Genomic DNA, 24267 nt, shown 5'->3' with positions numbered 1-24267 from the left:
GTCATTCCCGCGCAGGCGGGAATCTTAATGCAGCCAGCTTTAAGATTCCCAATCAAGTTGGGAATGACGAACCGAGTAAAAAATTATTTTGTTATCCCCTCCAGCGAGAATAAAAACGCCCAGCGTAACGAAACATCTTTTAAATAATCGAAACGGCCCGATGCGCCGCCATGTCCAAATTCCATATTGGTTTTAAGCAATAATACATTTTTGTCGGTTTTGGTTGCCCTTAATTTGGCTACCCATTTGGCCGGTTCGAAATATTGCACCTGGCTATCGTGTAAGCCTGTAGTAACCAGCATATTCGGATAAGCTTTTTTCTCTACATTTTCATAAGGAGAGTAGCTTTTCATATAATCGTAAGCTGCTTTTTGTTTCGGATTGCCCCACTCATCGAACTCGTTGGTGGTTAATGGAATGCTTTCATCCAGCATGGTATTAATTACATCTACAAAAGGAACATCAGCAATAATACCGTTCCATAAATCGGGTGCCATATTAGCAACCGCGCCCATCAATAAACCACCCGCGCTACCTCCATGTGCATATAAATGGCCTTTTGATGTGTATTTCTGATCAATCAGGTACTCTCCCGCCGCAATGAAATCGGTAAAGGTGTTTTTCTTTTTCATCAGTTTACCGTCTTCATACCACTGGCGCCCCATTTCCTGTCCACCGCGGATGTTGGCAATAGCGAAAACAAAGCCGCGGTTTAACAAGCTTAACCTTGGCGAAGAGAAGTTTGCATCAGTGCTCGATCCATAAGATCCATACGCATAAAGTAATAATGGAGCGTTGCTGTTCTTTTTAAAGCCTTTTTTGTAAACCAAAGCAATTGGGATTTTTGTGCCATCTTTTGCCGTAGCGAAAACACGTTCTGTTGTGTAATCTTTTGGATCGTAACCGCCAACAACTTCCTGTTGTTTCATTAGTTTTTTATCCTTTTTCTCCAGGTCGTAATCGTAAACTGAGTTTGGTGTGGTTAAAGAGGTGTACGAATAACGCAGTGTTTTGCTGTTGTACTCTGGATTTGCGCCAACACCGGCAGCATAAACAGGTTCATCGAACTTAATATAATAATCGCTACCATTTTTCTTCAGTACGCGCAGCTCGGTCAAGCCATTTTTACGTTCCGATAACACGAGATGATCCTTAAATTCCTCTCCATATTCGAGTAGAACATCCTTGCGGTTTGGAATAACCTCCTTCCAGTTTTCTTTTTCTGTTTTATCCAGCGGGCATTGCATTAAACGGAAATTTTTGGCATTCCAGTTGGTGATGATGTAAAACTTATCATCTACGGTTAAAATATCGTATAAAACATCTTTTGAGCGGGGTGAAAATACTTTAAACGCGGCCTCTGGATGATCTGCATCAATCATTCTATGTTCGGTAGTTAATGTTCCCTGCGAAGCAATGAAAATAAAACGGCCATTTTTCGATTTCATCACACCGATATAGTTGCTGTTGTCTTTTTCATCATAAACTATGGGATCTGTTTTAGCATCGGTGCCAAGCGTGTGTTTTTTAATTTTTTCGCTTAATAGTGTAACTGGATTTTTTGATGTATAAAAAAATGTTTTATTGTCATTTGCCCATGCTACCCCGCCTTCGGTGTTGGTAATGACATCTTTCAGCATTTCGCCAGTTTCTAAATTTTTAACATTAATGGTGTATTGGCGGCGAGAAACCTGATCTACACCAAAGGCTAAAAGTTTATTGTCAGGACTAACACTAAATCCGGTTGCGCTATAATAGGCATGGCCTTTTGCCAGTTTATCTACATCTAATAATATCTCTTCCGAAGCGGATAAACTCCCCTTTTTACGGCAATACTTAAAATATTGCTGCCCGTCTTCGGTTCTGGTGTAATAAAAATAGCCATTTTTGAAAACAGGAACAGACTCATCTTTTTCTTTAATCCTACCTTTCATTTCTTTAAACAGATCGGCCTGAAATTGATCTGTACTTTTCATCATCGTGTTGAGGTAGGCATTTTCGGCCTTTAAATAATCAACAACTTTTGTACTATCGGGACCTTTTTTAAAATAATCGATCATCCAATAGTAGTTATCTATCACGGTATCTCCATGTATTGTTCTTTTATGTGGAATAATCTCTGCTATAGGGGCCTTGGCGTCGGGCCATTTAATTGCTTTCATTTCTTTCTTTTGAGGGTTGTTACATGCCGTAATTGCACTGAGTACGATTAGGCTGGGTAAGATACGTTTCATAGTGGTTTGAAATTTAGGTTGAATGCAATTTAAATAATTTAGTTCAATAGTTCATTTGTCATTGGTTCATTAGTGGGGGAAAAGGTTAATCGTTTAATTGACTCCAAACTCCCAGCCCCAAACGCTTAGCGCCATACGCCAAACCCATTACCATTTTTGTAAAAATCCATTATGCCTATAGATAATCATCTTAATTAGAAAAATTGATGGTAAATTGCCACATCAAATTGTTTGAAAATAATAATGAAATTAGGGTACAAAAAAATAGTTGTTAAAGTTGGTTCGAATGTAATTACACAGGCGAATGGTTTACCTGATGAAGCAAGGATTAAACATCTTGTGAATCAACTGGCCGATATAAAAAAACTTGGTATTGAGGTGATTTTGGTTTCTTCGGGTGCGGTAGCATCGGGCAGAAGTTTGATCAGGGTATCTGAAAAACAAGACGCCGTAACTACCCGACAACTATTGGCGGCCATTGGTCAGGTTAAACTGATCAATACCTACGCTAATTTTTTTGCAGCACATGAAATTCAGTGTGCACAGGTTTTGGTTACCAAAGAAGATTTCCGCGACCGGGCGCATTATTTAAACATGAAAAACTGCTTACAGATTTTGCTTCAAAATGAGGTAATCCCTGTGGTGAATGAAAACGATGTAGTTTCGGTTACTGAGCTGATGTTTACCGATAATGATGAACTGGCTGGATTAATTGCTTCGATGTTAAATGCCGATGCCTTGATTATCCTATCGAATGTAAACGGAATCTACAATGGTGATCCGAAAATTGAAGGATCGGCTGTTATTGAGGAAATTAATGGTTCGGTTGCTAATCTGGCTTCTTTTATCCAAACGGGTAAATCACAATTTGGCCGTGGTGGAATGATTACCAAATCGACTATGGCGCAAAAGGTGGCTAAACTGGGCATCACGGTTCATATTGCTAATGGAACGAAAGACAATGTGCTTACTTCTTTGCTAAACAACGAACTGGTGCATACGCGCTTTGTGCCCGAAAAAAGTAAATCGGGCAAGAAAAAATGGATTGCGCATTCAGAAACTGCCGCAACAGGTGTTGTGAAATTAAATGATGGAGCAAAAACGGTATTAACCTCCGGCAAAGCAACCAGTTTACTGCCGGTTGGGATTATCGAAATTCAGACAGACTTTTTAAAAGGCGATATTATTAAAATTATAGACGAAAAAAATAACCTGATCGGATTGGGAATCGCGGAATACGGATCAGATAAAGCCAGAGAACGCATTGGGCAAAAGAAACAGAAAGCGCTGGTACATTACGATTATTTTTACTCGGCTATTTAAAGGTTTACCGCAAAGGACACAAAGAGAAGACGCAAAAGAACGCAGAGGCAATATGAATAAAATGAAAGAACGCATCTAGCTTTGCGTTTCTCTGCGAAAACCTGGCGCTTTGCGGTTAATAATTAACAAAATGGATTACAAACAATACTTCGAAAAAGCAAGGCAGGCAAGTCGTACCTTAGTTAGCCTGAGCAAAGAAACAACAGATGCAGTTCTAAGAGATCTGGCTGCGGCTTTAGTAGCCAATACTGAATTAATTCTTGCTGAAAATATAAAAGATTTAGCAAAAATGCCTATCGAAGACCCCAAATACGATAGGCTGAAGCTTAGTACGGCACGCATTGCAGATATTGCGAACGATCTTAAAAATGTTGCGAGTTTAAACAGTCCGTTAGGTAAAATCCTTTCAGATAAAACGTTGGAAAACCAGCTTCATATCCAAAAAATTAGCGTGCCATTGGGAGTGGTTGGGGTAATTTACGAGGCCCGCCCTAACGTTACTGCCGATGTATTTTCACTTTGCTTTAAAACCGGAAATGTAGCTGTGCTAAAAGGTGGAAGTGATGCAGAATTTTCAAATCTGGCTATTGCGAGGGTAATACATGGCGTACTGGATATGTACGGAATTAACCCTGATGTTTTAACACTTCTGCCAACGGAAAGAGCGGCAACCGAAGCTTTGTTAAATGCAAGAGGTTTTGTAGATGTTTTAATTCCGCGGGGTAGTCAATCGTTAATTAACTACGTTCGCGAAAACAGTAAAATCCCCGTTATTGAAACCGGAGCAGGGATTGTACATACTTATTTTGACGCGACGGGTGATTTAGAGAAAGGGAAAGCGATTATTTTTAATGCGAAAACCAGAAGGGTAAGTGTTTGTAATTCTCTGGATTGTGTGCTAATTAACCAAAATCGGCTTGATGATCTTCCTGCGCTTTTATCTCCTTTGGCTGATGGTAATGTTGAGCTCTATGCTGATGAAAAAAGTTTTGAGCTATTAAAAGCTTCATATCCTGCACAACTGTTAAACCAGGCTAAACCTGAACATTTTGGTACAGAGTTTTTATCGTTAAAACTAGCGGTTAAAGTAGTGGCTGATTTAACTGAAGCTTTGAACCACATTGCAGATTATAGCTCTAAACATAGTGAGGCCATTATTTCTGAAGATGCTGCGAATATTGCCCAATTTTTAAACGAAGTAGATGCTGCTGCGGTTTATGCCAATGCCTCTACCGGATTTACTGATGGTGCACAGTTTGGTTTGGGCGCCGAAATTGGCATTAGCACGCAAAAACTCCACGCCCGCGGTCCGATGGGTTTGGAAGAATTAACCAGCTATAAGTGGGTGGTACGGGGTGACGGGCAAGTGAGGGGGTAATGTTTGATGGAAGATGTTTGGTTAATGGTTTAATAGATCATGGTTGATGGCTTATAAGCCCCTGAGCTATTGACTAAAAAACCATGGACCATCAACGGCCAAACCTATAACTCAAACACTTCTCCTCTTTCTGGCACGGCAACATTAAAGCCATCTTCTTGTAAAGCTAAAGAAAGACTTTGCAGACTTTTATCTTCACCATGAACCAAGAAAACTTTTTTGGGCTGTCCTGTCTGTTTAATCGTTTTCACTAAATCATTGTGATCGCCATGGCCACTGAGCAGATCGGTTTGGTGTATAGTGGCGTAAACCATCATTTCCCGGTCTTTAATGCGTACAATAGGTGCTCCGCTCAAAAGTTTGTAACCGAGTGTTCCTTTGGCACAATAGCCGATAAAAAGAATGGTGCAATAATAGTTCTGAATGTTATAGTACAAGTGATCCTGAATCCTTCCGCCCTCTAACATGCCTGCAGAAGAAATAATAATACAGGGATCGAAATAATTGGAAACATCTTTACTTTCTTTCATCGTTTGAACATAAGCAAGATGCTCAAATTCAAACTCATCACCCATGGTTTGGTAAAAGTCTTTCGCTTCCTGATTTACCAGGTTATGGTGTTTGCGGTAAACCTCGGTAGCCTGTATGGCCATGGGACTATCTACAAAAATCTGAATAGGTGGCAACAGTTTTTTAGTAAAGATCTGGTTTAGGGCAAATACCAACGATTGTGTACGGCCAATACTAAATGCAGGAATAATCAATCGTCCAGGGCTTTTAATGCAGGCTTCGGTAATTTCCTGAACCAATCTTTCCTCTAAGGTCTGATCTTTGGTGTGCATCCTCCCGCCATAGGTTGCTTCGCTTACCAGATAGTCAACTTCTGGCAGCGGCTCAGGGTTAACCAATACCGGGTAGTTCTCTCTACCAATATCGCCTGTAAAAGCAATTTTCTTCTCAATGCCATTGTCATTGATGGTTAAAATAGCTGCAGCAGCGCCAAGCAAATGGCCAACAGGCACAAAGGTTAGGCTAATATCTCCGTTGATCTTGAAAGGCTTGTTAAAGGCAATGGTTACAAAACGATCGATCGTATCCATTACATGTTTGTGCAGGTATAGTGGTTTTGGACCGCTGAAGTTACCGCGTTTTGTTCTGGGTTTGCGACTGGCTTTTCTTAGAAAAAGCTCTACTGAATCGAATAATAATATCGAAGTAAGGTCGGCTGTTGGTGGTGTACAGAGCACCTGGCCATCAAAACCCATGCGAACCAGCGTAGGTAAATTGCCAGAGTGATCGATATGTGCATGGGTTAAAATAACGAGGTTTATACTTGCCGGATCGAAAGGGAATTGCTGGTTTTCTTCCTGGTAGGTTTCCTTCTCATAATCTAATCCACAATCTATCAGTATTTTATAATGCCCAATTTCGAGTAGGTGCATACTTCCTGTTACCTGTTGTGCTGCTCCCCAAAACGTTAACTTCATCTTCTTATCTTTCGCGTAAGTTCTTTAGGCGTAAAGTAATATAAATGATGGGATTTTTAAACAATAAGAAGTAATTTTTTAATTATGGAATATTAAAATGCGCTCGATTACCGATGTCGATTTTTATCAGGAAGCTTAGATTGGCAGCAATTATGCAACGAAAGATTTTTTATCTTTGAAGAAAAATATCCGCCATGCAAGAACCTTTTGATATAGAAATCGGCCCAATTAATTATTCAGTTTTTCCTGAAGGAAATGATTCGTATACCATTTTTAAAGATGGAAAAGAATACATTCAGATTCAAAAGGATACTTCATCTATCTGGCTAAAAATGGATTATAAAACCGAACTTCCGATTTTTGAGGAAGACGAAGAAGTAAATGCAATTGGGCAGGCCATTGAAAAGTATGTGCCTGAACCTGAAGACGAGGAAGAAGACGAGCTATAATAAGGAATCCTCAACAAGGAAAGGCTTAGCCAACCTTGTTGAGGATTTAAATTTAGGCAAGGAGCTTTAATAATTCTTCTGCAACTTTTTCTGATGAGGCCGGATTTTGTCCGGTTATCAACAAGCCGTCAACCACAGCATAGGGATTCCAATCTGCGATTTTGCTGTAATGCCCGCCGTTTTTTACCAACATATCCTCAACCAGGAAAGGCACTACTTTTGTTAATTGTACGGCCTCTTCTTCAGTATTGGTAAATCCGGTTACATTTTTTTCTTTCACCAGGTATTCGCCATTTATCTTTACATCTTTAAGCACTCCCGGAGCATGACATACAAAAGCAACTGGCTTATTGGCGGTATAAAATTCGGTTATGAGTTGTTGTGAGGTTGTGCTTTCTGCTAAATCCCAAAGTGGTCCGTGGCCACCAGGATAAAAAACCGCATCGTAATCACTCATTTTTACATCTTCCAATTTAATGGTGGTTTTTAATTTATCCAATAGAACAGCATCCTTATCCATTCTCCGCGTGGTATCGGTTTGAAATGTGGGATCTTCGCTTTTAGGGTCAATGGGTGGTTGGCCACCTTTTGGTGAGGCCAATGTAATTTCTATGCCCTTATCGCTTAAGGCATAATAGGGAGCGGCTAGCTCTTCTGACCAAAAACCTGTTTTTAAACCTGTATTTCCCAATTCGTCGTGGCTTGTAAGCACGAATAAAACTTTCTTGTTCATATCTTTTATGTATTTATAAAGCAAAATTATAGTGCTATTTCTCAACAGCAAAGGATTAGCGTCACATATTTGGTGTGCGCTAAATCACACTTTTGCAGAAAGCCTGCTTAACGTTTCCCTTGAAATGCCTAAGTATGCTGCAATAATAGTCTTAGAAACCCTTTGTGTAAGTTGTGGATATTGTTGTGATAATTGCTCAAAGCGTTCTTTAGGACTTGTGCTAAGCAGGGATAAAATCCGTTGTTGTAAGGCAATATAACCAAAGCTATTTTTCACTCTGAAGAAATGCTCCATTTTATGGTGTTCAGCGCATACTTTGTCTAAGTTCTCCTTGGTAATGGCCAATAATTCTACATCTTCTAAGCAGCTGATATTTGTAACTGAGTTTACATTGCTGTAAAAAGCCCTGAAGTCAGAGATCCACCAGTTTTCCATGGCAAACTGTATAATGTATTCTTTGCCGTTGGCATCGGTGAAAGTGGCTTTTAAAAGCCCTTTAATTACGAAATAGATATTTTTTACAGGTTCATCTTCCTGGATCAAATATTGGTGTTTTTTGAGCTTTTTAAGCCTGAAATGGGCAATTATAGGTTCAAATTCTTGATCAGTAAGCGGGATGATTTCTTCGAGGTGTGCTTTTAATTCAAAACTCATACTATAAATTTAGCTAATCTGAATTATAGGTATAAAATAAAAGCGCCAATTGGCGCTTTTATTTTATTAAGAGTTATCGGGTACAATTGGCTGTCCAGGTTTGGCCATCTTTCGAAACCAAAATTTTAAGGGTACTGGCATCAATACTGATACCGGTTAAGCCTGACCCAATACTAACATAACTGTTGTCGCCTGTTTTCTCAAACTTTACACCTGTAATATCAGGAATCCCGTTGCCGAAGTAAAAATTATAAGTTTCGCCCACTTTACTTACTGTTACTTTACCATCAGTACTGTTAATGGTAGTTTCTCCACTCCGATAAGAAACGGTTCCTTTGTAGGTACCCACAAAGAAATCCCGATCTGCTGGATCGGTATCTTTTTTACATGATACCATTACGGTTAATGCTATTAAAAGCATGCTGAAAATTTGAACTGTCTTTTTCATCTCTTTCACTTTTTTAGTTTTAAATAGGTAATAAATGTAACAGAGCTATGACAACGACTGTGCCAAAGCATTGCTGCCATTGGCTGAATAGGCCTTTAAAATCTTGTGTAATGAAATTATTTTTAAATTTAAAATGTTGTAATACAGTGCTTTGGCTGGTTTTTGAAAAAACGGACAGTAAAAATTTTTTAAATGGGGATCCTGGAGTTAGCATTAAAGATTTAGCATGGTAAAACTGTTCAGTTTAAAAGACCTTGTTCAATTTAGGCATTGATAAAGTCTAACATTTCAACCTTTTTGAATTAATGCTATATTTTGGCGATTCACTTAATAAAATACCTCGGAATGGCTATTTTTTTTGGAATGAGGTATAGGTAAAAGAGATAAAACCAATAAGAATATGGAGGATTTCATGTTATTCTTTGGTGTAGTTTGATGGACCATTAATATCAATTTTTTCGCCTAAAAAATGAGGCTTTCTACCAATCATTAAGTCGATTGTAGATTTTACAAGGGCAAAATATTCTCTAAAAGAAGCATATTTGTAACCCTGATACGTGCCTTTATCGGCAGCAAAGCCATATGACTTAACGCCTAGTTTATTCCCGATATTAATACACCGGTTTAAATGATATTTTTGTGAAACCAGAATGGCTGTATCAATATTAAAGATATATTTAGACCTGTATAAAGTAGAGTAGCTATCAAAGCCGGCATAATCAAGATAAATTTTATTGGTATCAACACCATGTTCACAGCAATAAAGTTTCATCACCGTTAACTCGTCATGCTCATCGCTACCGTTATCACCAGATAACAGAATTTTATCAATTTTATGGTTTTTATAAAGTTTTATGCCAGCATCGAGCCTATCTTTTAAGTATTTGCTTGGCTTATTGTTGTTTATTCCTGCACCAAAAATAATGGCTACTTTGGTTCCTGGCGTGTCTTTTTCTTTTGAAAAAATTACCGGATCAGTTTGAGATTTTATCAATAAATTTATGCCCAATACTACAATGATGCCCAATAAGGAGGCATAGATTAATAATTTTATGATTTTTTTAGTCTTCATGGATTAAACGGTAGTAATTATTTATCTCTTAAATATAGTTAAAGGCAAAACGGATTATCACATGTCTTTAAAAATTAATTTTCTTCAAATCTTTTTATCCTGCCCAGCCATCTCTATCCAAACTCCTATAATTAATCGATTCGGCCAAATGCTCGAGTTCTACATTTTCGCTTTCGGCTAAATCGGCAATGGTTCGGGCCACTTTTAAAATCCTATCGTAAGCACGGGCCGATAAGCCCAACCTTTCCATAGCTGTTTTTAATAAAATAGTGCCTGCTTCGCTGATCTGGCATACCTTCCGCACCATTTTCGGGCTCATTTGGGCGTTACAGTGCAATTCTTCTTTATCGCGAAAACGCTTGTCCTGAATTTCCCTCGCTTTAATTACACGTTCCCTAATGAGGTTGCTTCGTTCTGTGTTGGCTGTGGAGGCTAATTCGGTAAAATTAACCGGCGTTACTTCTACATGAAGGTCAATCCTGTCTAGAAGCGGTCCGGATATTTTACTCAGGTACTTTTGAACTACGCCTGGCGCGCAAACACAATCTTTCTCCGGATGATTGTAAAAACCACATGGGCAAGGATTCATCGAGGCCACCAGCATAAAACTTGCAGGATATTCTACCGAAAACCTTGCCCTTGCTATGGCCACCTTACGGTCTTCTAAAGGTTGGCGCATTACCTCTAAAACGGTACGCTTAAATTCAGGTAGTTCATCTAAAAAGAGAACACCATTATGGGCCAGCGATATTTCTCCGGGCTGTGGGTTCATTCCCCCGCCCACTAAAGCCACATCGCTAATGGTATGGTGCGGGGAGCGGTATGGACGGATCGTCATTAAAGCATCGGCAGCAGAAAGTTTCCCGGCAACGGAGTGGATTTTTGTGGTTTCTAAAGCTTCATTTAAGTTTAAAGGGGGTAAGATAGTTGGCAGGCGCTTGGCTAACATGGTTTTGCCTGCCCCTGGCGGACCGATTAAAATAACATTGTGACCACCGGCTGCGGCAATTTCCAATGCTCTTTTAATATTTTCCTGGCCTTTAACGTCGGCAAAATCGTGCTCGTAATTATTGATGTTTTTTAAGAATTCCTCTTTTGTATTGATTTTAACCTGTTCCAGTGTTTCGCTCTTATTAAAGAAAGCAATTACCTGAGCCAGGTTTTCTACACCATAGGCAATTAAATCGTTTACAATGCCAGCCTCGCGAACATTTTGTTTCGGTAAGATAAAACCTTTAAAACCATCTTGCTGTGCTTGGATTGCGATTGGTAAGGCACCTTTAATGGGTTGAATGGTCCCGTCTAAAGAGAGTTCGCCCATGATGAAATAGTCGTCCAGTTCATCACTTGGGATTTGTCCAGATGCTGCTAAAATACCAATGGCTATTGGGAGATCGTAGGATGAACCTTCCTTTTTGATATCTGCAGGCGCTAAATTGACTACAATTTTCTGCTTCGGCATACGGAATCCCGAAATATTAATGGCGCTGGCCACACGTTGAAGACTTTCTTTTACCGCATTATCTGGCAGGCCTACCATGTAGTATTTTGTACCCGCGCTAATATTCACTTCGATTGTTATGGTTAGTGCATTTACGCCATAAACAGCACTCCCGTATGTTTTTACAAGCATTGATTTTAATTAAAATAAATTTGGATGTAAATTATTCGGGATGAATATTGATTCTAATATACAGATTATTTAAAAAAGATCAAGTTTTAGTATCTATTAACGAGTCGGTTCCACGACCCGCTGTTAAATAAACCTGATTGGACTTTATGTCGGGACAGGGAAAGCAAGACTGGCCCCCTTATGGAATACTGAGCCCCCATTTCCAAAACCAATAAAACAAAAAATCCCAACCATTACTGATCGGGATTTGTATTATTTTAAAAGATGCTGAAACAAGTTCAGCATGACGTAACTACTATACCTTACACCCTAAACCTTCTGCCTCAAACCTCTCTACTATCTGCCAAATGGCATTTTAGGCATACCTTTCATCATTGCTGCTGCGGCTGCCGGGTTAGAAAATTGCTTCATCATTTTACGCATATCTTCAAACTGCTTAATCAGCTTAGTAACTTCTTCTACTTTGCTGCCCGAGCCTTTTGCAATACGTAAACGGCGGCTTTGCTGAATACTATCTGGGTTTTCTTTTTCAAACGGAGTCATTGAGTTGATAATCGCTTCAATTGATTTAAAGGCATCATCCTGGATATCTACATTCTTCATCATTTTGCCTACACCCGGTATCATGCCCATCAGGTCTTTCATGTTACCCATTTTCTTGATCTGCTGAATCTGGTTGTAGAAATCGTTGAAATCGAATTTATTCTTACGGATTTTCTTCTGAAGTTCTGCGGCCTCTTTCTCATCGAACTGCATCTGTGCACGTTCCACAAGTGAAACCACATCACCCATGCCCAAAATACGCGATGCCATACGGTCTGGATAGAAAACATCAAGTGCTTCCATTTTCTCGCCGGTACCGATAAATTTAATGGGCTTGTTTACGACGGATTTAATTGAAAGTGCCGCACCACCGCGGGTATCGCCATCTAATTTGGTTAAAACAACACCTGTAAAATCTAAACGATCATTAAATACTTTGGCTGTATTTACCGCATCCTGCCCTGTCATCGAATCCACAACGAATAAAATTTCGTGCGGTTGCGTTTTGGCCTTAACTTCTGATATTTCGTTCATTAAAGATTCGTCGATCGCTAAACGACCTGCGGTATCTATAATGATTACGTTATTTCCATTTTGTTTACCGTGCGCAATACCTTCTAAAGCAATGCCAACAGGATCGTTTGATGCACGGTTAGCGTAAACCGAAACACCAACCGAGGTTCCTAAAACCTCCAATTGATCTACAGCGGCGGGGCGGTACATATCGCCTGCAACCAATAAAGGTTTTTTACCCTTACCTTTTAAATGCAAAGCCAGCTTACCTGCAAAGGTAGTTTTACCCGCACCATTTAAACCCGCAATTAAGATGATGGTAGGATTTGCTTTAGTATCTAACTCTGTAACTTCGCCACCCATTAAGGCTGCAAGTTCATCGTTCATTATTTTAGTAAGCAATTGACCTGGAGAAACCGCGGTAAGCACGTTTTGCCCCAAAGCTTTTTGCCTCACATCATCGGTAAATGCTTTTGCTGTTTTATAGTTAACATCGGCATCTAATAATGCTTTACGAATTTCTTTCATGGTTTCTGCCACGTTGATTTCCGTAATGCTGCCTTGTCCTTTTAGTACTTTAAATGCTCTGTCTAGCTTGTCCTGTAAATTATCAAACATCTTTTTTTAAGCTAAAAGCTTCATGCCGAAAGGCAAAAAGCTAGTTGTTTTTAATAAAAGGCAAATGTATCAAATTTTGCTTGTAAATCTTAGCAACTCAAAGTCAAAACTTTAGGAAGATGAATATTAAATTTTTCTTTTGGTGCAACATTTTGCTTAAGGTATAGTCTTATACCTAACTAACCTAAACAAATGAAACGCTGTATCCTCCTTTTTTTTATATTTATTTGTGCTTTCTCCCAAGCTCAGGATATTTCGAAACAGCGCCAGCTAGAAGCAAAAAGAACGCTGCAAAGCCCCAAAGTAGACGGTATTTTAGATGATGAGTGTTGGAATAATGTTCCAATTGCTACTGATTTTATTCAGATCAGGCCAAATCCGGGAAAGATAGAAACCCATGATCGGCGTACTGAAATGAAGGTGCTTTATGATGATGTTGCGATTTATGTTTATGCCCGGATGTACGATCACCCTGACAGTGTTTCACACGAGTTGGTGTCGAGGGATAATATTGGCAACGCCGATTTCATTTCGATTATTGTAGACCCCTTTTACGATAAGATGAACGGAAATGGCTTTTTTGTTACGGCTGCCGGTGTTCAGTTTGATGCCAAATACTCGCAGGTGGGTGATGAAGATGCCAACTGGAACGCGGTGTGGGAAAGTGCTGTTAAAATTGATGATAAAGGCTGGACCTGCGAAATGAAAATCCCTTATTCGGCCCTGCGTTTCTCTAGTAAGGATATCCAGAACTGGGGTTTAAACTTTAGCCGTAGGATACAACGGAGCAATACACAGACCTTTTGGAATTTTGTAGACCCTAAAGTAAATGGCTTTATCAATCAGGAAGGGTTGTGGATGGGAATAAAAGATGTTAAACCTCCGTTAAGATTATCTTTTTCGCCATATATTTCAGCTTATGTAAACCATTATCCGGTTAATTTGCCCGGGGTAAAAAACACAACTTCGCGGTTTAATGGAGGGATGGATGTTAAATACGGAATCAACAACAGTTTTACGCTGGATATGACTTTAGTACCCGATTTTGGTCAGGTGCAATCCGATAACAGGATATTAAACCTCACTCCTTTTGAAGTGAAATTTAATGAAAACCGGCAGTTTTTTACAGAAGGAACAGAATTGTTTAACAAAGGTGACCTGTTTTATTCGAAGCGTATCGGTTCTATTCCATCTTATTATAATTACAGCGGGGTAGGCAGCAGTGATAAAATTGTAAAAGATCAAACCGAAGCCAAGGTATTAAACGCCACAAAAATTTCAGGACGGACAGCAAAAGGCCTGGGTATTGGGATATTTAATGCCATTACCAATAGCATGGAAACTGAGGTAGAGGATGCTCAGGGTAACCTTCGTATGGTAGAAACGCAACCCCTCACCAATTATAACATTCTGGTTTTCGATCAGTCGTTAAAAAACAACAGTTCGGCTACGTTTATCAATACAAATGTACTTAGACAAGGTTCTGCTTACGATGCCAATGTGAGTGCCCTGCTTTTCAATTTAAACAATAAAGGCAATAAATATTTCGTAAATGGCGGGGGTAAAATGAGCTATTTACGGGGTGAAGAGTCGAGCACGGGTTATAGCTACACCTTACGGTTTGGAAAACAGAGTGGCAATTTTACCTGGAGCTACAATCAGGTATATGCTGATGATAAATTTGATCCGTCAGATATGGGTTTCTTTACCAATAACAACTTTTTAGATCAGCGGATTGGTATAGGTTATAACGTATACAAGCCAAGCAAATGGTATAATCAATTTGAAAGTTGGCTTAATCTAAATTATTCTCGCAGGGCAATACCGAGTGCTTATCAAAAAATAGGTGCGAATACAGGGTATTGGGTTCAATTTAAAAATCAATGGTCGGCAGAGTTTGATTTAAGTGTAGATAGAAAAGGGAACGACTTTTACGAAGCCCGAAATGGACAAATGTATCAAGCGCCAGGAAATTTTGGTGTTGCTTTGTATATAAATCCCAACCGCGCCAAGGCCTATAATTTTGGTGGAAATGTACGCTATTTTGAACAGCAACTTTTTGGCGGTAAACAATACAACTTTTACTTTTTCCAGAACCTGCGGTTAAATGATAAGATTGCCTTTGGTTTAGACCTTAATTTTAACCCAAACTACGATTATGTAAACTGGGTAACCGCACAAGGTGATCAAGCTATTTTCTCTAAATATGACCGCAGAACGGTAGAAAACTCATTTGATGCTAAATACACCTTTACCAACTTAATGGGACTAACCATTGTGCTAAGGCATTATTGGAGTGATAGAAGAAATAAAGAATTTTACCTGCTTCAGCCTGATGGCCATTTAACCGATTATCAAGGACCAACATTAACCGGGATGGATAGAAACTATAATGTGTTTAATATTGATTTGATTTATACCTGGCAATTTGCACCCGGCAGCACTCTTTCCGTTTCGTACAAGGATGCCGCCGAAACTTATGATACCTTTTACACGCAACGTTACAACAAAAACCTAAGCGGGATTTTAAATGCTCCTCAGAATAACAGCCTTTCGGTGAAGGTTTTATATTATGTAGATTATCTCGATCTGAAGAAGAAAAGGAAAAAGGGATAAGTTAAGGTGTTCCTAGCCTTGGGTTTAAACTCAAGGCTAGGAAATATGACTTAGACTTACCGTGCTTTGCCAGGGCTTACACCGAATTTTTTACTAAAAGCACTGCTGAAATGCTGTACGGAAGAATAGCCCAATTCGTCGGAAATATTCTTGATATTTTTGCTACTATCGGCCAGGAGTTCTTTGGCCCGCATCAATTTATAATCGCTTAAATAGCCAAAAACGGTATTCTGGAAAACCTCTTTAAAGCCTTGTTTCAGTTTAAATTCGTTTATGCCTGCAACCTTTGCCAGTTCGGTTAAACATGGCGGATGGATGGCATTGGCTAACAGGTATTCTCGCGCATAATAAATGCGATCTTTATCGTAAGACGATTTAATGGTGAGGGTGTCGGTTTTTTTTGCTGCGAGTTCAAAAGCCTGGGCTTGCAATGCCAACAGTTCGAGGCATTTAGATTGCAGGAATAAGAGCTTTAATCCACCGGTAAACTGGCAGTTCATAATATCATTTATACAACTGTGCATGGCTAAGCTGATGGGCAGGTTTTCTGATGAAAGCTCTACCGAACGGTTGTTCATGATTTTTTCGGCAAAGTTTTTTAGCAAAGTGCTGCTTTCGCTGGTTAAATCAACAAAACGTGATCTTTCGAAATTTACCTCGAAAAATTTATGCGGCCCCCCTATCGTAAATTCTGCCATCCCATCAAAATCAGGACTATAAATAATATTATGCTGATTGGCTTTGATATCCAGGCGTTTGTTGGTGAGGTAATTTTCCATAATCCCACCGCCTGTAATTGAAAAATGAAGCTCAACCATATCGGGTTCATCAAAAGATTTAATGCGCAGGCGGCTCTTTTTCACGAGCATATCGCCGTAAACAATGTAAATACCCGAAAAAGCGATCTCCACAATCTCTGCATCGCCAAAGGGAAAGCTGTATTTGTCTCTTCTTTCGGTTACCAGTGCCTGGTTAAATTCGTTATTGTCGAACTTGTTACCAACAATATAGTATTTATCATCACCATCGTAAATGTTTAAAGCCATAAAATCCTTTTGATATAAACTTTAATCCTTTTGGTATAAAAAGATGCGTTTGTTAGACAATTACTTTTGTTCAAAGTTACTAAACAAAAGAATACGATGCCAAAAATACCATCATGGCTGGCCAATACTATGGAAAAAGTGATCAGCAATAAAATATATCAGGTAGAAGTTGTAGAAACTAAAATGTTGAGCAGCAACTTAAAGTGCGTTACCTTTAAAGGCGATTTTTTCGATGCCAAATTTATTCCTGGAATGGAAGTGCTGTTTAGGGTTAATGCCAACGAGTACAGGCACTATACCCTATCTGCCTTTGATCAAATGAACGAAACCTGCGAGGTTATCTTTTATTTAAACAGACAGGGGCCAGGGCACAGTCTTGCCGTGAACATTCAGAAAGGAGACACTTTAAGGCTTATTCTAGACCGTGCGCGGATTAAATATAAGGAAGAATCTAACCAGCATTTCTTTTTTGGCGATGAAACCAGCCTTGGCCTGTACGAATCGCTGGGTAAAAAAGTGATGGAAGAAGATGTAGAATATTTTGGCGTACTGGAGCTTCAGGAAGAAAACCTGAATTCGGTTGTGCACCTTAAATTATTAATTGATACCGTACCATCAGATGTAAATGCCCCGGCAAAAAATGCGATCAACTGGATGGAAAATATGCACCCAATGTGCTGGGAAATGTGGCAGAATGCAACTTTTTATTTAACCGGAAGGGCAAAATCGGTACAGCAGTTTAAACGTTACCTAAAACAAAGGGGCGTAAGCTTTAAGCAGATTGTTACGATGCCATATTGGGAAATAGGTAAAGTTGGCGGCGGTTAACGCTACCTAGGGAAGGTAAAGCCAAAACCAAGGGCCAGCGTTTGGTTGGCCTGTATTTTGTTCGTATCCATATCGGTATCGAACAACAATACTCCTGTTAAACTGGTGTTCATAAAGCGGTTGATTTTTGCTGTTAGCGCAATATCCAGCCTGTGGTCGATTTTACTGGGCTTAAACTCCTGATATGGAATAAACATGGCATACCTGGCTTTCAGGTTGGTATTGGTAAAAATATCTTTATCAATTGCACTTACAATTTGGAAAGCCAGTTCATTTTTGAATTTTTTGCCTTTTTCTACCGCATAAGCTTCCTTTTTATCTTTTTCGTAAACTGCGGTATCGAGTACAAAAGTCTGCCTGGCTGTACCTGTACCAATTCGGGTAGAGAAATATTTAACCGGTTTATACTCCAAACCGATTGATTCGGTTAAATAACCTGGTGCCATAAATTTAGAAATTAAAACAGCCTGCTCGTCTCCATTGCCATCCCTATAATACCTGAAACCTTTATCAAACTGAGATTCAAAACTTACCGATCCAAAAAAGAACCAGCTTTTGGAGAGTTGGAAAGAGGCTTTATTGTCCCAAAAAATACGGTCGTTGGTTTTCTTTTGCAACTGGTCTTTATTTTTGATTTTACCATATTGCAAAACAATTTCACTGATATAACTATAGCTGTTTTTATTGTATTCTGCTTTCCAGTTTAACAACCCGCCAACAGCCACAGAGTTGGTACCTCCACCTTTCCAATTGTTACTGAACTGAGCCTGGTTAACATTGATGCCGATGTTGGTTTTTGTTTTCCAGTAATTAATCTTGGCATTTACAACCAGGGGCTTAATTTTTACGGGTTCAAAGTTTAATGGCCCTTGTCTGCTCGGTAAAGGACTACGCTTTAACTTTATATTCAGGTCTTTTGTATTGATCGGAATAGTATCAATTTCCTGTGCATATAATTTGGTAGAGCAGAAACTTAGAATCAGGATTATGGCAGCTAAACAGTTCTTCATTACCTACAAAGAAAAAGAAAAATTTTAGAGATAAAAAGCATTTAACAAAATGATTGTCAGATTGACAATTGAATCGGAGCTGAAAACTATTGTTTCAGATCTTTTTAAACCAACCGTACCAATTCCCGTTTTTTAGGTATTTTAAATCATTTTCATGGTCATACGCTTCCTGCTCAAAAACAATGTTGCGATAGGCTAAATCATGGTTCCGGCATTTAATAAGATTAAGCAGGTAGTTAACCAGATATAAAATATAAAAAGGGAAAATAAGCAATTCTAACTGCTGACGTAAATGGATTTTTTCGTGGTTAATAATGATTGGATCGCTTTTAAAGCGCGGCGATTTTAACAGGATAAATGGAAAGACTGCCATGCCCGCTGCAGGGAGTTTTTTAACGATGATGATTGGCGCCCTCACAACTTATCGATGGTTATTTTAGGCAATGGAGGCAATTGTAGTGCTTTCGGGTTTAACCTGTAGCTTTTATAGGCATTTCTGATAAACAGATTAAAGGAATAATCAGTAGCATCGAGCACAAACTGGTAAGTTGGACGGTATTGTTGCATAAAATCAGTGAGTTCAGCATCTTTTATGCCTAATACCTGACTAACCAGACTGGCGCTGAAACGATAATCGATCAAGTCTTCCCGGTAATCTTTTTCCAGGATTTTTTGAAGGTGACGGGCATTTCTTCCTTGTTTGCTTAACAGATTATAAATTGCATCGATACCTAAACCAACACCACCGTTACCTAAATTCAATAAATCTTTACTACTTCCTTTCATGGTTTGGTAGCGATATTCCTGAACATTTTTTTCGTATTGCTGCTGCGGACTTAATCTTTTTTGTTGAATAAGTACATCGCGCAGTCTTATGCCCAACGATCTAAGTTGAAAATATGCGGCTGTTTGTCCCTTGAAAACAATAGTATCTACCCCATAGCCCGATAAAGCCGCAACTAAGGTATCACCTGGTAAAGCAAAAGTGCTAAACTCGCCTTTCGTATTGTTGTATAAACCATCGCCCGTGCGGATGTTATAAATATAAACCTTGGCCAAACGCTGCTTCGTTTCTTTATCAATAACGATTCCCTGCACAGGTTTATTTTGTGCATAAAGCAGCGTAGAGATGCCGAAAGCAAGTATAAAGGGAAGAAAAAATTTCATTAAGTTACAAAACTACAAATATCTGGCAGGCTATGTTTGTACTTAACATTATTTAACCTTAAGTATCTGACCCAGTTTAATGGCGTCGGTACTCATTTCGTTTAACATTTTTAACTGATCAACCGTTAAATTAAAACGTTTTGCAATATTGTAGAGTGTATCTCCTTTAACAACAGTATAAGTACCATCGGCAAGAATGGGTTTAGCTCCAGCAGGTGGGGTTTCTACTGGCGTAAATTTAGCCTTTTCCTGCGGGATATTCTGATTGATTTCTGAAAAGACACGGTCCTCTCTGGCAATCTTTTGCTTTTCGCTTTCCGGTTGATCGTATTGGTAAAGCTGGTATTTTTCGATGGTATTGATCAATAAATCCGGATATTTGGGATTGGTGGCATATCCGGCTGTTTTTAATCCTTGTGCCCAGCTTTTGTAATCGTTCTTATCTAACTGGAAGAGAAAGCTATAACGTTTGCGCTTTAAAAACTCAGAGTGATCCCTGAAAGATTCGCGGGCATCCTTATACACCCTAAAACAGTCGTTTTTTTGATCATCGTCCCGGAAGTAGTTTTTTCCCTTCCAATCTGATGTACATTTAATGCCAAAATGATTGTTTGCATATTTGGCCAGATCGCTATTTCCACTGCCCGATTCTAAAATTCCCTGCGCCAATGTAATACTTGCAGGAATTCCGTTTGCATTCATTTCTTCAACCGCCACTCCTTTAAACTCATCAATGTAACTTATAGTATTGTAACTTTTGTACGAATTGTTGTTGGCTTTGTTGGCTGCTTTTTCTATTTGCTTGTTGTTTTTAGAAAATTTCCGCGTACCGCAAGAACTAAAAAATAGGAGGGTTGCGGCTATAAGGATGTAATGGCTGTATGAACGCATTGATGTTATGATTATGTTTAATCTGTTAATTGTTGGAATTGGTTAACTGTACGCCTTTATCGACTTTGGACTCATGACTCAAAACTTCAACTTCTGTCCAGGTTTTAAGGCCGCTTTTTTTATGCCGTTTTTTTGCATCAGGGCTTTAACGCTGGTGCCTTTCTTTTTGGCAATTATACTTAGGTTGTCTCCAGATTTTACGGTATAAGTTTTAGCTGTTCTCCTGCTTTTGCTGCGGTGGCGAATTGGTGTTGCATAAACAGGCTCTTCGTATCCTTCTGGCCTTTCATCGTATTGGTAGAGTTCGTATTTTTTGATTAAGCCAATTACCTGGCTGGCCCAGCTTCTGCTGCTGGCATAACCGCAACGGCGGATTCCGTAAGCCCAGCCTTTGTAATCGTATTGATCGTATTTTTCGAAAAGATTATTAAAAGGCTTGCGGGTTTCCATAATTTCTACAAAATGGCTATAAGATTCGTCCGCATTTAAATAATCGCGATAAGATGAACGGATTTCGGCATTGTTATTTGGGCCTTTTACTCCAAAATGATTGTTAAGGTGTTGTGCGATTTTACTGTTTCCTGCAGCCGATTCGTGTATGGCAACAGCTAAAATAACGCTGGCTGGAATTTTATGATCGTGCATTAAACCCTGTGCATATTCTACGTGCTCTGCAATATATTCTTCTGTATCTTGCGCGCTTGCAACAATCCCTGTTAAAAGGAGCAGACAAAAAGTAAGGATTTTCTTCATTTCTTTTTTGGTTAATAGACCATGGTTTAATGGTTGATAGTCTTGGCTTTTAAGACCATGAGCCATTAACTATATGCCATCATCAGTTCTTCCTAATCACAAACAAACCATCGCGAACAGGTAATATCAATTTCTCAACCCGTTCATCTGCAGTTATTTTATCATTAAAACTAGTAATATTTCTAGTGTCTTTATCCTGTTTCTCCTGCAGTACTTTTCCACTCCATAGTACATTATCCACAATGATAATTCCGCCAGGACGAACGCGATCAAAAATCAGATCGTAATAGGTACCATTATTTTTCTTATCGGCATCGATAAAAACAATGTCGAAAACTTCATCTAAACCCGTTATTGTGGTGGTGGCATCGCCCAGGATGTAGTTGATCTGATCATTAAATGCAGATTGGGCAAAGTTATGGCGAACCATGTCTTCCAATTCCTCATTAATATCCAGCGTATACAGCAGGCCATCTTTGGTTAAGCCCTCAGCCAGGCATAGCGTAGCATAACCGGTAAAAGTGCCGATCTCTAAAATCCTTTTAGGGGAAATCATTTTGCTCAGCATGCTCAAAACCCGACCTTGATAGTGGCCAGATAACATGCGGGGCATTAAAACTTTAAGGTTGGTTTCGCGGTCTATCTGTTGAAGCAATTCGCTTTCAGGTTCGCAATAGGCAATTAGTAAATCCTGTAAATCGTCGTTTATTAGGCTCATTTGTTGGTTATAAACGGTTACTTTCCATAAAATATTGTAAAATGATGGTTGCGGCGATGGTATCAACCCGATCTTTATCTCTTCTGTCCATTTTTTTTAAGCCACTCTGCATAATGGCCTGATGGGCAAGCTTAGAGGTAAAACGCTCATCAACCCAATGCCTTGGGATATCGGGGAATGATTTTTTTAACAGGGTAGCAAAACCCTTTACATGTTGTGCCGAATCGGATGGGGAACCGTCCATCTGTTTAGGATCGCCCAATACAAAAGCCTCCACCTGTTCGGTTAGCATATACTTTTTAACATATTCGATCACATCTTTCGGATGTACCGTATCCAGTCCTGTCGCAATAATCTGCAAGGGATCGGTTACCGCGATGCCGATGCGTTTTGTTCCATAATCAAATGCGAGGATCCGTGCCATAAAAATAGTTAAGCGTTGGGTGTTTGGCGTAAAGCGTTTAGCCCCGTTTAAAAAATAAAAGCAAAGGTAAGGTTTTTGAAATAATAGGTAAACCTAAGCGGTATTGCCTTGGTAACGTGTATGTTATTGGCGTTTGTGGCAAAAAAAAAATGATTTGTTCCATTTTTTGGAAAGCAAAACCTGTAGTACTTGGTAATGTCGGGCCCTGCTGTATGCTTTAGCCCTCATACTTCGGGGCTGCCGCTTCCATCAGGTTTAGTTGATTCAGGCCTGTACGGTTTGGGCGAAGTTGGGGGGCGTATTATATCTAGATGTTCTGGTTTTAAAGGTTTATTTCCGAAGAATTACTAATTGAGTTAAATAAACCTGATAGCGCATAAAGCCCACAGCGTAGCGAGGACTTGAAGCGATAGCAGGACTTTCGGAACCGAAACGCACAAGACCTTGCTTTTCAAAATAATATTGACCAAATAAGCTAACGTAAGTGATGAGCTTTATTTAACACTAAAAAATGTGTTTCAAAAGTAAGATCGTAATGACGAATGTGTGAATCTCATATCTATTTCTTATTTTGCACCAAATGCAGTTTAAAGAAATCATAGGACAGGAAAGAGTGAAGCAACAATTGGTGCAAACGGTTAAAGAAAACCGCATTAGCCATGCGCAACTGTTTTTGTCGCCTGCTGGTTCTGGCGCTGTACCGCTGGCTATTGCCTACGCACAATACATTAATTGCCTTAACAAAGGCGAAAACGATAGTTGTGGCGAATGTTCGAGCTGTAGAAAATACGAACGTTTAATTCATCCCGATCTCCATTTCTCGTATCCTTTTTTTGCTTCTGCGAGTGTAAAAACAGCTGTAGATGTGTTGGAAGAATGGCGTGGCATGTTAATGCAAGACCCTTATTTCGATATGGATATCTGGCGTTCTAAACTCGATGCAGCTAATAAACAGGCTAATATTAATATTGCCGAATGCCACGATATTATTAAAAAACTAAGTTATAAAGCCTTCGAGGCCGAAACCAAGGTTTTAATTATGTGGCTGCCCGAATATTTGGATAAAGCCGGAAATGCGCTGCTTAAATTAATTGAAGAACCACCCGCAAATACTTTATTTATTTTAATTGCACAAAGCCAGGATCAGATTTTAACCACCATTTTATCCAGAACGCAAATTGTGAAAATCCCAAAACTTTCGTCGGAAGAAGTAACCGGATATTTATTAAATGCGCGCGGATTAACTGAGCATCAGGCCATCGATTATGCATTTTTGGCCGATGGAAATCTAATTGAGGCAAAAGCACTGGCTGCCGATACGCAAAGTGATAGTTCGGGTACATTTACGGCCTGGTTGAGGATGGGTTTTGGGAATAAAGTTCCCGATCTGATTGAGTTTACCGACGAGGCAGCCAAGTGGGGAAGAGAAAACCAGAAGAATTTTTTAAAATATGGCGTAAATTATTTACGCGAATGCTGTTTAATTTTAAGTGGTGCTGAAGAATTGGTGAAATTACCTCCCCTAACCTTCGAAACGGCGAAAAAACTCAGCACACACGTACTTACCTTGCCTATGGCAGAGGCTATAATCGGCGAACTGGAAAAGGCACATTACCACATTGAAAGAAACGCGAACCCGAAAATTCTGTTTTTAGATGTATCTTTACAATTGGTAAAAATTATCAAGTTTAAAACGCTCCCTACGGGGACTCAATATATATACAATTAA

At 39.3% G+C, this 24267-nt stretch carries 23 protein-coding genes; 7 read left to right on the top strand and 16 right to left on the bottom strand.

Features of this window, described 5'->3' with window-relative positions:
• Positions 1–83: 83 nt before the first annotated feature.
• Complete coding sequence (locus AC1RJ8_RS10540; RefSeq protein WP_492953774.1) at positions 84–2234, bottom strand: S9 family peptidase; 2151 nt, start codon at positions 2232–2234, stop codon at positions 84–86.
• A 243-nt stretch (positions 2235–2477) separates the two neighbouring features.
• Between AC1RJ8_RS10540 and proB the strand changes: the two genes are divergently transcribed.
• Both proB and AC1RJ8_RS10530 read left to right on the top strand, forming a co-directional pair.
• The gene (gene proB / locus AC1RJ8_RS10535; protein WP_492953773.1) at positions 2478–3557 is read left to right on the top strand and encodes a glutamate 5-kinase; all 1080 of its coding nucleotides are present in this window, start codon (positions 2478–2480) and stop codon (positions 3555–3557) included.
• A gap of 130 nt (positions 3558–3687) precedes the next feature.
• Positions 3688–4935, top strand: a complete 1248-nt coding sequence (locus tag AC1RJ8_RS10530; RefSeq protein WP_492953772.1) for a glutamate-5-semialdehyde dehydrogenase — start codon at positions 3688–3690, stop codon at positions 4933–4935.
• A gap of 104 nt (positions 4936–5039) precedes the next feature.
• Here the strand turns inward: AC1RJ8_RS10530 and AC1RJ8_RS10525 are convergent, their stop codons facing one another.
• Positions 5040–6422, bottom strand: coding sequence for an MBL fold metallo-hydrolase RNA specificity domain-containing protein (locus AC1RJ8_RS10525; RefSeq protein WP_492953771.1), 1383 nt, complete (start codon positions 6420–6422; stop codon positions 5040–5042).
• 194 nt (positions 6423–6616) lie between these two features.
• Between AC1RJ8_RS10525 and AC1RJ8_RS10520 the strand changes: the two genes are divergently transcribed.
• On the top strand, positions 6617–6871 hold the full coding sequence (locus AC1RJ8_RS10520) for a hypothetical protein (protein ID WP_477610512.1): 255 nt from the start codon (positions 6617–6619) through the stop codon (positions 6869–6871).
• Between the two features lie 52 nt (positions 6872–6923).
• On the opposite strand, the gene AC1RJ8_RS10515 is transcribed toward AC1RJ8_RS10520, so the two are convergent.
• The 3 genes from AC1RJ8_RS10515 to AC1RJ8_RS10505 form a co-directional block, all read right to left on the bottom strand.
• Positions 6924–7604: a type 1 glutamine amidotransferase domain-containing protein gene (locus AC1RJ8_RS10515; RefSeq protein WP_492953770.1), complete on the bottom strand. Its 681-nt coding sequence runs from the start codon at positions 7602–7604 to the stop codon at positions 6924–6926.
• 84 nt (positions 7605–7688) lie between these two features.
• Positions 7689–8258 (bottom strand): Crp/Fnr family transcriptional regulator, encoded by a 570-nt coding sequence (locus tag AC1RJ8_RS10510; RefSeq protein ID WP_492953769.1) that lies wholly within the window; start codon positions 8256–8258, stop codon positions 7689–7691.
• Positions 8259–8331: 73 nt separating this feature from the next.
• Entirely contained in the window at positions 8332–8706 is a 375-nt protein-coding gene (locus tag AC1RJ8_RS10505) for a hypothetical protein (protein ID WP_230143069.1), read from the bottom strand.
• A 110-nt stretch (positions 8707–8816) separates the two neighbouring features.
• Between AC1RJ8_RS10505 and AC1RJ8_RS10500 the strand changes: the two genes are divergently transcribed.
• The gene (locus AC1RJ8_RS10500; protein ID WP_492953768.1) at positions 8817–8939 is read left to right on the top strand and encodes a hypothetical protein; all 123 of its coding nucleotides are present in this window, start codon (positions 8817–8819) and stop codon (positions 8937–8939) included.
• A 182-nt stretch (positions 8940–9121) separates the two neighbouring features.
• Here AC1RJ8_RS10500 and AC1RJ8_RS10495 read toward each other — a convergent pair whose 3' ends face one another.
• The 3 genes from AC1RJ8_RS10495 to ffh all read right to left on the bottom strand — a co-directional run bounded on the left by AC1RJ8_RS10495 (position 9122) and on the right by ffh (position 13085).
• Positions 9122–9778: a SanA/YdcF family protein gene (locus AC1RJ8_RS10495; RefSeq protein ID WP_492953767.1), complete on the bottom strand. Its 657-nt coding sequence runs from the start codon at positions 9776–9778 to the stop codon at positions 9122–9124.
• 94 nt (positions 9779–9872) lie between these two features.
• Positions 9873–11411 (bottom strand): YifB family Mg chelatase-like AAA ATPase, encoded by a 1539-nt coding sequence (locus tag AC1RJ8_RS10490; RefSeq protein WP_492953766.1) that lies wholly within the window; start codon positions 11409–11411, stop codon positions 9873–9875.
• Positions 11412–11747: 336 nt separating this feature from the next.
• The gene (gene ffh / locus AC1RJ8_RS10485; protein ID WP_057930942.1) at positions 11748–13085 is read right to left on the bottom strand and encodes a signal recognition particle protein; all 1338 of its coding nucleotides are present in this window, start codon (positions 13083–13085) and stop codon (positions 11748–11750) included.
• A 192-nt stretch (positions 13086–13277) separates the two neighbouring features.
• On the opposite strand from ffh, the gene AC1RJ8_RS10480 reads away from it, so the two are divergent.
• Positions 13278–15701 (top strand): DUF5916 domain-containing protein, encoded by a 2424-nt coding sequence (locus tag AC1RJ8_RS10480; protein WP_492953765.1) that lies wholly within the window; start codon positions 13278–13280, stop codon positions 15699–15701.
• A 56-nt stretch (positions 15702–15757) separates the two neighbouring features.
• On the opposite strand, the gene AC1RJ8_RS10475 is transcribed toward AC1RJ8_RS10480, so the two are convergent.
• A complete protein-coding gene (locus tag AC1RJ8_RS10475; protein WP_492953764.1) occupies positions 15758–16747 on the bottom strand; it encodes a helix-turn-helix transcriptional regulator in 990 nt (329 codons plus the stop codon).
• A 96-nt stretch (positions 16748–16843) separates the two neighbouring features.
• Between AC1RJ8_RS10475 and AC1RJ8_RS10470 the strand changes: the two genes are divergently transcribed.
• Positions 16844–17575 carry an SIP domain-containing protein gene (locus AC1RJ8_RS10470; protein ID WP_492953763.1) on the top strand — a complete coding sequence of 244 codons (732 nt, stop codon included), beginning with the start codon at positions 16844–16846 and terminating at the stop codon, positions 17573–17575.
• Positions 17576–17577: 2 nt separating this feature from the next.
• Here AC1RJ8_RS10470 and AC1RJ8_RS10465 read toward each other — a convergent pair whose 3' ends face one another.
• The 7 genes from AC1RJ8_RS10465 to ruvX all read right to left on the bottom strand — a co-directional run bounded on the left by AC1RJ8_RS10465 (position 17578) and on the right by ruvX (position 22538).
• Positions 17578–18585 (bottom strand): DUF3078 domain-containing protein, encoded by a 1008-nt coding sequence (locus AC1RJ8_RS10465; RefSeq protein WP_492953762.1) that lies wholly within the window; start codon positions 18583–18585, stop codon positions 17578–17580.
• A gap of 94 nt (positions 18586–18679) precedes the next feature.
• Positions 18680–18958, bottom strand: a complete 279-nt coding sequence (locus tag AC1RJ8_RS10460; protein ID WP_492953761.1) for a hypothetical protein — start codon at positions 18956–18958, stop codon at positions 18680–18682.
• A 41-nt stretch (positions 18959–18999) separates the two neighbouring features.
• Entirely contained in the window at positions 19000–19752 is a 753-nt protein-coding gene (locus AC1RJ8_RS10455; RefSeq protein WP_492953760.1) for a hypothetical protein, read from the bottom strand.
• A gap of 48 nt (positions 19753–19800) precedes the next feature.
• Positions 19801–20643 carry a glucosaminidase domain-containing protein gene (locus AC1RJ8_RS10450; RefSeq protein WP_492953759.1) on the bottom strand — a complete coding sequence of 281 codons (843 nt, stop codon included), beginning with the start codon at positions 20641–20643 and terminating at the stop codon, positions 19801–19803.
• 78 nt (positions 20644–20721) lie between these two features.
• On the bottom strand, positions 20722–21396 hold the full coding sequence (locus tag AC1RJ8_RS10445) for a glucosaminidase domain and LysM peptidoglycan-binding domain-containing protein (protein WP_492953758.1): 675 nt from the start codon (positions 21394–21396) through the stop codon (positions 20722–20724).
• Between the two features lie 82 nt (positions 21397–21478).
• Entirely contained in the window at positions 21479–22114 is a 636-nt protein-coding gene (locus tag AC1RJ8_RS10440) for an O-methyltransferase (RefSeq protein ID WP_492953757.1), read from the bottom strand.
• A gap of 7 nt (positions 22115–22121) precedes the next feature.
• Complete coding sequence (gene ruvX / locus AC1RJ8_RS10435; protein WP_025141594.1) at positions 22122–22538, bottom strand: Holliday junction resolvase RuvX; 417 nt, start codon at positions 22536–22538, stop codon at positions 22122–22124.
• A gap of 580 nt (positions 22539–23118) precedes the next feature.
• Between ruvX and AC1RJ8_RS10430 the strand changes: the two genes are divergently transcribed.
• Complete coding sequence (locus AC1RJ8_RS10430; RefSeq protein ID WP_492953756.1) at positions 23119–24267, top strand: DNA polymerase III subunit; 1149 nt, start codon at positions 23119–23121, stop codon at positions 24265–24267.

Source organism: Pedobacter sp. GW822-FHT03F06 (assembly GCF_058801365.1).
Note: the sequence above shows the minus strand (reverse complement) of the source record. Positions and strands in the feature narration are given on the sequence as shown.